Genomic DNA, 11,041 nt, shown 5'->3' with positions numbered 1-11,041 from the left:
CTCGCACGGCAGCCTGCACGCCAAACCACCGATCAGCCGCCTCGCCCTCCCGGAGAACGACCTCTTGAGATTCCACAGCTAACCCACTTTACGACCGCGTCACCTGCTCCCATCAGGTCCCATCACCAGATCCGGCAGCCAGGTCGAAATCCCCGGCACGAAGCAAAGCAGCAGCACCGCCGCCATCATCAACAGCACGAAGGGCAGCGTTCCCCAGATCACCTCGCTCAGGGGAATGTCCGGCGCGACATTACGGATCACGAAGATGTTGAGCCCGACGGGCGGATGGATGAGCCCCATCTCCATCACGATGGTCATGACCACACCGAACCAGATGATGTCGAAGTTTGCGGCGCGCAGCGGCGGCAGGATGATCGGCGCGGTCATCAGGATGATCGAGACCGGAGGCAGGAAGAAGCCGAGCACGACCACCATGGCGAGGATCGCGAACAACAGGCCCCAGCGCGGCAGGTGCATCGCGACGATGGATTCAGCCGCCGACTGCGAGATGTGCAGGTAGCTCATCACATAGGAATAGAGCAGCGACATGCCGATGATCATCATCAGCATGGTGGACTCGCGGATCGTCGACTTCATGATCGGCCCGAGGTCGCTCGGCCGCCAGACACCATAGATCAGCGCGATCAAGCCGAGCGCGAGTAGTCCGCCGAGGCCCGCCGTTTCCGACGGGGTCGCGTAGCCGCCATAGAGCGCGATCATCACGCCGGTGAGCAGCAGCACGAAGGGAATCACGCGCGGCAGCATGCTGAAGCGCTCGGCGAGGGTGTACTCGTCGCGCGCCAGGATCGCAGCCGCCGTGCCGCTCTTCTCGTAGGCCGCTTGGGCCGCCGCATATTCCTGACGGAAGCGGATCACGGCATAGACGCCGAACAGCGTGACCAGTAGCAGTCCCGGGCCGATGCCGGCCAGGAACAGGCGTCCCAGCGATTTTTCGGCCGCAACCGCGAACAGGATCATGGTGATCGAGGGCGGCAGCAAAATGCCGAGCGTGCCGCCGGCGGCGATGATGCCGGCCGCAAAGCCGCCGGAATAGCCGCGCTTGCGCATTTCGGGGATGCCGGCCGAGCCGATGGCGGAGCAGGTTGCAGGCGAGGAGCCGGCCATCGCCGCGAACAAGGCGCAGGCGAACACGTTGGCGACGCCGAGGCCACCGGGCACGCGGTGCAGCCACGCATGCAAGGCCAAATAAAGGTCCTGGCCGGCGCGCGACTTGCCGATAGCTGCGCCCTTCAAGATAAAGAGGGGGATCGAGAGCAGCGTGATCGAGGCCATCTCCTCGTAGACGTTCTGCGTCACCGTATCGAGGGAGGCGGCGGGCATGTAGATGCCCATGAATACGAGCGCGACCGCGCCGAGCGCGAATGCGATCGGCATCCCCGAAAACATCACGACCAGGGTCGCAATTCCGTAGGACAGTCCAATGCCGAACACGCTCATCGCCGCTGGGCTCCGGTGAAGGGCAGGGCGAGCTGCACCAGGATCTGAATACAAAGCAGGCTCATGCCGATCGCCATCAGCACGTAGGGAATGGCGAGCGGCGGCGACCACATCGAATTGGAGACCTGGCCGTCGACATAGGCCTCGTGCGCGAGCGTCCAGGACTTCCAGGTGAAGAAGCCGCAGAACAGCAGCGTGGCGAGATCGACGAGCCAGAGCCGGATGCGGTTGGCGAGCGGCGACAAGAGCCCGACAAAGGCTTCAATGCCAATGTGGCCGCGATGCTGCTGCACATAGGCCGCCGTCATGAAGGTCGCGCCGACCAGCAGAAACACCGCGGCCTCGTCCTGCCAGTAGTTCGCCGCCTTGAACAGCGCGCGACTTAGCACGCTGTAGCTCAGAATGGCGCAGGCCGCGACCAGCGCGATCGCAGCGAAGACAATGATGATGCTGTTGCAGATTGCGAGGCCGCGATCGACCGCCGCCGCAAGACCTTTGCCTGCGGCGACGTCGGTTGCGTCGTCACGATCCGGAAGCGGACCGTGGCTCATGCCGAGACGTCGGAAGCGAGCTTCAGGAGGTTGGCCGAAGTCGCCGTTTTCGCGCCGTAGTCCTTCCACGCGGTATCGCGGGCGATGTCGCGCCACTTGCCGACGGTCGCCGCGTCGAGGTTGTAGACCTTGGCGCCGGCCTTCTCGTAGACCTTGGCGACCTCGATATCGTCGTCCTGCGCACCCTTGCGACCGAAGGCTTCGAGCTCCTGACCCACCGTGAGGAGGATGTCCTGCTGCTTCTTCGGCAGCTTGTCGAAGATTGCCTTCGACATCATCAGCGGCTCCAGCATGAACCAGTAGGACGCACCGGCGCCCGAGGTGAGCGACTTTGCGACTTCCTCGAGCCGGAACGAGATCAGGCTGGTGGAGGAGGTGATGCCGGCGTCGCACGCACCGGTCTGCATCGCCGCGTAGATTTCGTTCGACGGTACCGAGAGGACGGAAGCGCCCGCGGTCTGCAGCACCATGTCCATCTCGCGCGAGCCGCCGCGCACCTTCAGACCCTTGGCGTCCTCGGGCGCAACGATCGGCTTGGAGCGGCTGGCGACACCGCCGGCCTGCCAGACCCAGGTGAGCAGGATGATGCCCTTGTCGGCGAGGAAATCGGTCAGCGCCTTGCCAACCGGCTCCTTCTTCCAGCGCAGGCCCTGGTCGTAGGTCGTCACCAGGCCTGGCATCAGGCCGATATTGGTCTCCGGCAATTCGCCGCCGGCATAGGGCATCGGATAGAGGCTGATGTCGAGCGCGCCCTTGCGCATCGCGGAGAACTGCGCGTTGGTCTTGATCAGCGAGGAGTTCGGATAGATTTCGGCGGCGAGGTCGCCGCCAGAGCGCTTGGCGATCTCGGCGGCGAACATGCGGCAGAGGCGGTCGCGGAAATCGCCCTTGTCGATCGTGCCGCCCGGGAATTGGTGCGAGATCTTCAGTGTGGTGGCGGCATGCGCCGTGCCGGTGCCGAAGCGGAGCACGGCGGGCGCGGCGACGGCTGTCGCGAGAAGGTGGCGTCGCGTGAGCATGGATAGTCCCCTTGAGCGGTTCTTGTTGATGGATTGGGCCTTTAGGCCGGCGTTCGGGCCCATCCTAGCCGGTCTTTCGCCCGATATTCTCTAATCTGATAGTTCGAGACCGAATGCGGCGGCAAGTCGCGGCCTTGTTGCGCTGCACACTCGCCCTTCGATCTGGCGGCGGCACTTAACGGGGTTCACGCGGGCGAAATTGTGTCGAAGGCGAAAACCGGCGCGCATCCCCGGGGCCGCGAAAAATTTCCACCGCTCCGTGTAACAAGCGCGGCCTGCGATCCGTCGAGCATGGGGTAGCGGCATTCGTCGCTGGCACCAACAACCCAAAAGGGAAGATCTATCATGACCATTCGCACCCGTATCGCGCTCGGCGTCTCCGCTGCCGCTCTCTCGCTCAGCCTTGCGCTTGCGCCCGCCGCGTTCGCTCAGGACAAGATGATGAAGGACGACGGCATGAAGAAGGACACGATGTCCAAGGACGGCATGAAGAAGGACACCATGACCAAGGACGACGGCATGATGAAGAAGGACACCATGTCGAAGGACGGCATGAAGAAGGACGACGGCATGATGAAGAAGAACTGATCTTCGCCGTCGCGTTTTTCATGGCCGGGGCAAGAGCGCGTCGTGCTCCGCGTCCCGGCCATACACGATGATGTGATGCGCTGTGGTCGCGCGCCTGCAGGCTACTTCCTCTTGGCCTTGCGGGCGGCGTAGCGCGCGTCGCGCTTGGCCTTCTGCTCGGCCTCGAGGGCGGCGGCCTTGGCGGCGGCTTCCTCCTGCTCGCGCGCGATCCTTGCAGCTTCGGCGGCTGCAGCTTCCTCTTCGCGACGCTTCTGCTCGGCCTTTTCGGCTTCGCGCGTAGCTTTCGCCTCGGCACGCTTTGCTGCAAGCGCCTCACGCTCGGCACGCCGCGCGGCAACGGCGGGATCGTCGGGCCCCGGTTGCGATTTGAACTTGTTCAAAAGATTTTTGCGGGCGTCTTGCGCTGCTTTTTGCCGGTCTGCGAAGCCGGGTTCCCTGAATCCACTCATCGAACGGCCTTGTCTTCCTCGCTTTCGATCTTACATCACCGCGTGTGGTAACGCGTGCCGCGCAACCCGCGCGCTTCGCGTGACGGACATGCGTGTACATCCCTGCGCGTCCCGATGCCACCCATAATCGCAGCTAATCAGGCAGACGAAAAATCGCAGGCTTCTTCTGCGATGTTTTTGTAGCCCCGAAAAACTGCCGAATTGTGATTTCCCTCACAAGGGAGCATGGGAGCGGCGCCTAATGTCCGCACCCAAACGACACGGAGCTGCGGCTATGACCATGTTTCGGCTGAGCCTGAAAGCCCTCGCAATCACGTTTGCGGCCGTCGTGCTTGCCGGCGTTGCGCTCGCTCTGGCGCGTCCCAAGCCGATCGAGAACGCCGTGCTGGGCAGCGAATGGCAGTGCAGCCAGACGGCATTCCTGATCACGACCTGTGCCCCCCGGGCCCAGCAGCAGGCCGTCCCGGCTGCGGAGACCACCGGCAAAGTGGCCCTGCGCGCGCCCAGGGTGTGAGGCGAGGTTCGTAACGGGTGTGACGCAAGGGCGCAGAGGTGGTAAATCCGCCGCCTGCGACGCGATCTGGCCGCCTGAGCAATGTCCAAGCCCGAACCCGAGCCCAAATCTCAATTCAAGCCTGACCCGAAGCGCGAATCCGAAGGCAGGCCGGCGCCTTCCGGCGACAATCGCGCTGGCGCGATCGCCGGATTGATCATTGCGGCGGTCATTCTGGGCATCGGCCTGTGGCTTGCCCGCGATCTCACGGCGGCCAGCAAGATGCAGGATTGCCTGATGTCGGGGCGGACCAACTGCAATGTGATCGAGCCGGCCCGCTAGCGGCCTTGCCGCACGCGGCGCGAACGAAAAATTGCCGTGATCTCTGGCATTTGTAACGGGACATCGCGGACCAAGCAGGTCAGCTTTGCCACGCCGGCATCGACCGGGCGCTTCAGCCATCCGCCAGCGCGCCCGGACCACGGCATCCGTCAGATTGAAGAGGTAAGTCCACCATGCGCGCGTCCAGCCGCGTCAAGATCATCATTCCCTTGGTTTCGGCCATCTCGCTGGCCGCATTCGCTGCGCAGGCCCAGGAATCGGGCAGGGGACCCGCCGCGGCCGGTCCGGCCCAAGGTCCAGCCCAAGGCGCGGGTCCGCAGGGCGGCCCGCCGCAAAACACCCGCAAGGGGCCTCCGCCGCAGCAGGCGGCCCGGCCCGCGCCAGGTCCTGGTGCAAGTCCGGGAGCAGGTCCGGCGGGCGGACAGGTCCATGCCGGCCCGCCCGCGGCTGGTCCGGCGCAGGGGCGCTATGTCGCCCGCGGGCCGGCGCCCGAACGGGTTTACGGCGGCCATGCCTATCGCGGTCACGGTGCCTGGGAAGGTGGGCGCTGGCGCCACGAAACGCGCAACGGCCGCAACGGCTGGTGGTGGGACGTCGGCGGCGTCTGGTACTATTATCCGCAGCGGATGGCCGGTCCGCCCGTCTACATCTCTGAGGACTATATCGACGACGTGCCGGTGGCCTATGCGCCGCCACCCCCGGCCTATGCTCCGCCGCCGCCCCCGCCGCCGGCTGATCCCGGGGCGAGCGCGCTCGGCGGCGCCATCGTCGGCGGTGTGCTCGGCGGCCTGATCTCGGGCAATGCCACGGGCGCGGCCGCTGGTGCCGTCCTTGGCGGCGCCACCGGCGCCATTGCGGGCGCGACCGCCGCCTCGCAGCCTGGCTACTACTGGGCGCAAGGCGTCTGCTACTACCGCTATCCGAACGGTCAGTATGTGCAGGCCGATCCCCGAGCCTGCTACTGAGGCCGTCATCGAGTTCGATCGAGAGTGAGGCGGGCAGGGGCCCGCCTCATCTGTTTTCGGGTTGAGTCTCCGAGCCCGACAAGCGTTGTTAACTCGCCGCGTCTATCAAGCGGGGATGTGGACGCGCCCGTCATGGACCGGATCTGTTGCACGGCTGACGATCGCGGCCGTTCTGGTGCTGAGCCTCGTTCCGCTCCGCGCCGGCACTGTGGCGGACAGCGCCAGCGATCTTGCCGTGTCCGAGACCAGGGAGACCGAGCCCTTTCCAGCGCGTGCCGCCGTCCGCGCCCTGATCGAGAAGGAAACCGCAAGGGCCAAACTGCCGGCCGACATCGCCGAAGCCGTGGTCTTCGTTGAAAGCCGCTACGACTCCACCGTCATCGGCCGCGTCGGCGAAATCGGCCTGATGCAGGTCAAGCCCGAGACGGCCGCGATGCTCGGATTCAGGGGAACGACGGAAGAACTCGCCAAGCCCGAGATCAACATCCACTACGGCGTGACCTATCTCGCAAAAGCCTGGCGGCTGGCGCAGGGCGACCTCTGCCGCGCGTTGATGAAATACCGCGCCGGCCATGGCGAAGAGACCATGACGCCGCGCTCGACCATCTACTGCAATCGCGCGCGCAACCGCCTGATTGCGATGAACTCGCCTTTCGCAGCCGCCGGGGCGTCAGCCGTCGCAACCGATCCGGTCGAACTCGAATCGAAGCCGATGAGCTCAGCTCGGCCGGCCAAATCGCAGGCGCCGAAGCCGCCGGCCAGGCCGACCGACGTCTATGCGATCTACAAGCGCGGCACGCCGGCCGCGAGCCGTGCGTTCTGGACCGCGCACGAGGCGCGCATCCGCGCGGTCAAGGCGCGGCTCGAAGCGAAATGGCGGCGCGTGGCCTCGCGGTAGGCGGTCACGCCTGAAGCGGCCGAGTCGCCTCGACCGCTCTCCAGTTGAATTCCTGGAACCGCGTACCTGTCGCGATGCACAACAAGTGCCCTTAATTTTGTCTGGCGTTCGAGGCGACTTCACGGTCTTGTTCAAAGAAAAAATCGACGGACTGATTCTCGGGGGAAACAGGACATGCTGCATGCCATCCAGATCAGCTTGGCGCTTTGGGTCATGATCGTGTGCGGGGCGATCAAGACGATCCAGACGATTCCGCTCTTGTTCTAGGACCCAGGGTCTAGGACACCAGCCAGCTGAAGGCCGAGTAGGCGATCCAGACCAAAACCCACATCCAGCCCGCCATCGCCGCGGCCATGACGACGAGATAGGCAACGCCGAGAAGATCGGGCAGCCGGCCGCGTGCTTTTGCCTCGGCCTGGGGTGCTGCAGCTTCGGCTTCCGGCGTCATGGCTGAAAGGGCCATCTGGTTGTCGTCCTGCACTCCCGTAAATATCCGGGACAGCCCTATGTAACCGGTCGTAGCGTTACCGTGTGTGACGCAGTTCACATTTGGGAATTGAAAGACTTGCGCGTCGCAGATGCAGCGGCGCGGCGCGATAGGGCCGGCAGGTCCGGGCTACTTCGATGCCATGTGGATCTACTTCGATGCCTTGAGGATCTTGTGCCCGAGATGGCCGGTGTCATGGTCGCGGCGGAGCTGGCTCAGCGACGTCTCGTTCAACTGGAGCAGAACCGCGCTCAGCTTCTCGGTCGCGGGATAGCCGGCGGCAAAACCCGGCCCGTAGATCTTGCGCAGCGTGCCGAGCAGGGTGTCTCCGTGCTTGTGGCTGATTTCGCCGTCGTGATTGCGGTGGCGATTGTCGAGACCTGCCTTGCTCATGCCGCTCTCCCTCGTGTCCGCCCGGCGGGAAGCATCCTCCTTCCGGGAGGGAATGGCAATGAACGCGGGCGTGGCGGATGTCCAAATCCTCCGAGCCAATGCGGATGAGATCAGGCCCGGCTTGGGGGCTCTTGGGACCGGGCAACCAAAAACATCGAAAACAACCCCATGCACAGTAGCCGACGCCTGCCGGTACGACGAAGTTCGTATTTTACGAAACAAAACTTGACACATCGGGCAAATCGGTGGCATAATGCCATCATCGAACCTTCCGTAAGAATTCGCATGCCCCATGGCGCATGCGACGACGGGAATTCATCGGCGGCGGTCGCGATCCGCAAGGCCACGTCAACGATACCGATCGTTTGACAAAATACGCTATCCCACCCACGAACCCGACATGTGCCTGCCAGGAGAGTGAAGATTTGAGATCAGGTCATTTCCGCTTCCGTCCTATCGCCATAAGCCTGACGGCAGCGGCATGGCTGGTCCTCGGCTTGAACTGGGCCGCCGGTATGGCAAGCGCCGACGACCGGCCGTGGCTCGATCGCGGCCGGGCCGCGGGTGAGCGGGCGCAACTGGCCGTCAGGCAGATGACGCTGGAGGAGAGATCCGCGCTGCTCTACGGCTACGGCACGCGCGACATCGGCGGTCAGAAATGGCAGGTCTATGTAAGGGGAAACACGCGCCTCGGCATCCCCGACATGGTGCAGGGCGATTCTCCGGCCGGAATTTGGCAAGGCAGCAATGATGTCACGCAACTGCCTGCCTCGGTCGCACTTGGCGCCACGTTTTCACGCGAGGCCGCGCGATCGTATGGACGGCTGCTGGGGCGTGAAACCAGGGCGCTCGGATATGGCGTCATCCACGGCCCCAATATCGACGTCCAGCGTGACCCACGGCATGGTCGCGCCCATGAGACGTTCGGTGAGGATCCGTGGCTGACGAGCGCCATTGGCGCGCAATACGTGCTCGGCGTGCAGGAGAACGCCGTGATGGCGGATGCCAAGCATTTCGCCGTCAACACCGTCGAGAAGGACCGCCGCAGCACGGATGCAAGACTGTCGCGCAAGGTGCTCGAGGAACTTCATCTCTTTCCGTTTCAGGACGCAGTCCAGGATGCCGACGTCGCCATGGTGATGTGCGCTTACACCAGGATCAACGGCGTGCATGCCTGCAACGACGAAAACCTGCTCCAGGACGTGCTTCGCAAACGGCTGGGGTTTGGTGGGATCGTGCGCACCGATGCCGGCGCCGAACATTCGCTGCGCTCGCTCTCGTTCGGCGTCGACCAGGAGTTTCGATCCGAAAAATATTACGGCAAGGATCTGATCGCGGCCGTGACCAAGGGAGACTTTCCGGAAAAGGACGTCGATGCGGCCGTGGTGCGGATCCTCACATCGATGATCAAATATGGAATCTTCGACGATCCGCCGCAGCGCGTCGGCGCCGATCTCGCCGAAAGCTTTCCGCAGGCAGAGGCCATTGCGGCGCAATCGATCGTGCTGCTCAGGAATGACGGCGGTATCCTGCCGCTGAAGCCGTCTTCGCGCTCGATCGCGGTGATCGGCGCGGCTGCGGTGGACCTGCGCATCCATGGCGGGCCGACCAATCCGTCGCCTGCGGGAAAAATGACTTTTCTCGATGCCATCAAGGCGCGGGTCCCCGATGCTGACATCGTCTTCAAGGCCGGCGTCGATCCGATCCATGGCATTTCGGCTGCGCGCGGTCTGCCCCAACTGCCCTCCGGCGCGCTACGCACGCCTGATAACGCGGCCAGCGGCGCGCAAGCCACCTACTACGACCGCGAGGGCAAGGCGATCGAGTCTCGCGTGGATAGCTGCCTTTGCGTGAGCCAGGGCAGCCAGTTCTCCTCGACCGTCACCACCTCGCAGCCCGCGCCGAAAGGCACGGCCTCGGCGGTCTGGCGCGCAAAACTGTTGGCCGATGTGGCCGGTCGCTATCAATTCGACGCCGTGGCGGACGCGGCCGTCACGCTCTCGATCGACGGGCAGCGCGTCCTGTCCAAGACCAAGGAACAGGCCGTCGCCGAGGCCGGCCTCGATCTGGGTCCCGGACTGCATGACATCGAGGTTCGTCTTGAAGGCGAGGGCAATCTCAAGCTCGGCTGGCGTCCGCCGGCGCCATCGATCGATGCCGGTATCGCCGATGCCGTCCGTGCCGCGTCGGCGGCAGACATCGCGATCGTCGTGGCCCGGGATCTGGAGTCGGAAGAACTCGACCGCCCCACGCTCAGCCTTCCGAACGACCAGGACCGCCTGATCGAGGCCGTGCTTCGTGCCAATCCGCGTACGATCGTGGTACTTGCGACGGGAAGTGCGGTCACCATGCCGTGGCTGGATCGCGCGCCTGCGGTGGTGGAGGCCTGGTATGGCGGCACCCGGGGTGCGGCGGCCCTGGCTGCGGTGCTGTTCGGCGACGTCAATCCGAGCGGCCGGCTGCCGATCACATTTCCGAGCAAGGACGACGACCTTCCGACCGCGGATGAGGCCCAGTTTCCCGGCGTCGACCGTGTGACGCTGTATCGCGAGGGACTTCGAAGTGGATATCGCTACTTCAACGGCGGCAACGCACCGCAACCGCTGTTTCCGTTCGGCTACGGGCTGTCCTATTCGACGTTCGCCTTCACTGACATCGGTGCGGATCGTGCCGCCTTTACGATTGGCCATCCCGGACAGGATGCCACCTTCAAAGGACGCCCGGCGGTCACGATCAGCGTCAAGGTGACGAATACCGGCAAGGTCAAGGGCGCCGCCGTGCCGCAACTCTACATCAGCTATCCCGAGGTGTCGGGCGAGCCGGCGGCCCTGCTGCGGGCCTTTGACAAGGTCGAGCTTGCGCCCGGAGAAACCAAAGCCGTCAGCTTCATCCTCGACCAGCGCGCGTTCTCGAACTTCAGCGAGCGGGACAATGCCTGGGTCGTCGACAAGGGAATCTACAAAATATCCATCGGCGCGTCCTCCGCCGATCGTCCCCTGAGTCTCGAGGTGGAAGCGAAAGCGCCCTGAAGCGCGATGAGATTAGGTTGAACTGGTGCGTCGTCGGGACTTCACCTCTCCCTTGGGAGAGGTCGGCATAGGCGGCCTATGGCCGCCGTTCTTCAAAACGCCGATGCTTCGCATCGGCTACGGCGCCGGGTGAGGGGTGACGGTCTCACTTGCTACAAAGATCCTCACCCGATTTGCTGGCGCAATCGACCTCTCCCCGCTGGGGAGAGGTGGACCGAGGGTCCTAACCGGCTACATGGGTAACAGAATAGACCGACGACATGGGTAACAGGTCAACTGTCGGCAAGGAGGACTTTGCCGATGGGTTGGAAGGAGACCTGTGCCGTGGACGAGCGGATGCGCTTTATGGTGGCGGTTGAGAAGGGCGAG

The 11,041-nt window shown here is 64.2% G+C and carries 12 protein-coding genes; 6 read left to right on the top strand and 6 right to left on the bottom strand.

What is annotated here, in order from left to right:
* Positions 1 to 99 precede the first annotated feature (99 nt).
* From JQ632_RS38255 to dctP, 3 genes are read right to left on the bottom strand one after another with little or no spacing between them, the layout of a single operon-like run.
* Positions 100 to 1,458 carry a TRAP transporter large permease gene (locus JQ632_RS38255; protein ID WP_212407886.1) on the bottom strand — a complete coding sequence of 453 codons (1,359 nt, stop codon included), beginning with the start codon at positions 1,456 to 1,458 and terminating at the stop codon, positions 100 to 102.
* A complete protein-coding gene (locus JQ632_RS38250) occupies positions 1,455 to 2,009 on the bottom strand; it encodes a TRAP transporter small permease (protein ID WP_212407885.1) in 555 nt (184 codons plus the stop codon). Before JQ632_RS38250 ends, JQ632_RS38255 begins: the two co-directional genes overlap by 4 nt.
* Positions 2,006 to 3,028, bottom strand: coding sequence for a TRAP transporter substrate-binding protein DctP (dctP, locus tag JQ632_RS38245; RefSeq protein ID WP_212407884.1), 1,023 nt, complete (start codon positions 3,026 to 3,028; stop codon positions 2,006 to 2,008). The genes JQ632_RS38250 and dctP overlap by 4 nt, the downstream gene beginning before the upstream one ends.
* Before the next feature lie 345 nt (positions 3,029 to 3,373).
* Here dctP and JQ632_RS38240 point away from each other — a divergent pair, with 345 nt between their 5' ends.
* On the top strand, positions 3,374 to 3,616 hold the full coding sequence (locus tag JQ632_RS38240) for a pentapeptide MXKDX repeat protein (protein WP_212407883.1): 243 nt from the start codon (positions 3,374 to 3,376) through the stop codon (positions 3,614 to 3,616).
* A gap of 101 nt (positions 3,617 to 3,717) precedes the next feature.
* On the opposite strand, the gene JQ632_RS38235 is transcribed toward JQ632_RS38240, so the two are convergent.
* Positions 3,718 to 4,065 (bottom strand): DUF6481 family protein, encoded by a 348-nt coding sequence (locus tag JQ632_RS38235; protein ID WP_212407882.1) that lies wholly within the window; start codon positions 4,063 to 4,065, stop codon positions 3,718 to 3,720.
* A gap of 274 nt (positions 4,066 to 4,339) precedes the next feature.
* On the opposite strand from JQ632_RS38235, the gene JQ632_RS38230 reads away from it, so the two are divergent.
* The 4 genes from JQ632_RS38230 (at position 4,340) to JQ632_RS38215 (ending at position 6,763) form a co-directional block, all read left to right on the top strand.
* Entirely contained in the window at positions 4,340 to 4,579 is a 240-nt protein-coding gene (locus JQ632_RS38230) for a hypothetical protein (protein WP_212407881.1), read from the top strand.
* 81 nt (positions 4,580 to 4,660) lie between these two features.
* Positions 4,661 to 4,900, top strand: a complete 240-nt coding sequence (locus JQ632_RS38225) for a DUF2273 domain-containing protein (RefSeq protein ID WP_212407880.1) — start codon at positions 4,661 to 4,663, stop codon at positions 4,898 to 4,900.
* A gap of 173 nt (positions 4,901 to 5,073) precedes the next feature.
* The gene (locus JQ632_RS38220) at positions 5,074 to 5,865 is read left to right on the top strand and encodes a hypothetical protein (RefSeq protein WP_212407879.1); all 792 of its coding nucleotides are present in this window, start codon (positions 5,074 to 5,076) and stop codon (positions 5,863 to 5,865) included.
* Positions 5,866 to 5,980: 115 nt separating this feature from the next.
* Positions 5,981 to 6,763: a lytic transglycosylase domain-containing protein gene (locus JQ632_RS38215; RefSeq protein ID WP_212407878.1), complete on the top strand. Its 783-nt coding sequence runs from the start codon at positions 5,981 to 5,983 to the stop codon at positions 6,761 to 6,763.
* Between the two features lie 277 nt (positions 6,764 to 7,040).
* Here the strand turns inward: JQ632_RS38215 and JQ632_RS38210 are convergent, their stop codons facing one another.
* Together JQ632_RS38210 and JQ632_RS38205 are read right to left on the bottom strand one after the other, a co-directional pair.
* A complete protein-coding gene (locus JQ632_RS38210) occupies positions 7,041 to 7,226 on the bottom strand; it encodes a hypothetical protein (RefSeq protein ID WP_212407887.1) in 186 nt (61 codons plus the stop codon).
* Positions 7,227 to 7,400: 174 nt separating this feature from the next.
* Positions 7,401 to 7,643, bottom strand: coding sequence for a hypothetical protein (locus JQ632_RS38205; RefSeq protein WP_212407877.1), 243 nt, complete (start codon positions 7,641 to 7,643; stop codon positions 7,401 to 7,403).
* A gap of 425 nt (positions 7,644 to 8,068) precedes the next feature.
* On the opposite strand from JQ632_RS38205, the gene JQ632_RS38200 reads away from it, so the two are divergent.
* Positions 8,069 to 10,672: a glycoside hydrolase family 3 protein gene (locus tag JQ632_RS38200; RefSeq protein ID WP_212407876.1), complete on the top strand. Its 2,604-nt coding sequence runs from the start codon at positions 8,069 to 8,071 to the stop codon at positions 10,670 to 10,672.
* The last annotated feature ends 369 nt before the right edge of the window (positions 10,673 to 11,041 follow it).

The sequence above is a fragment of the Bradyrhizobium liaoningense genome (assembly GCF_018130955.1).
In the GTDB taxonomy this organism is placed as follows: domain Bacteria; phylum Pseudomonadota; class Alphaproteobacteria; order Rhizobiales; family Xanthobacteraceae; genus Bradyrhizobium; species Bradyrhizobium liaoningense_C.
This window is presented reverse-complemented; position numbering and strand designations above follow the sequence as displayed.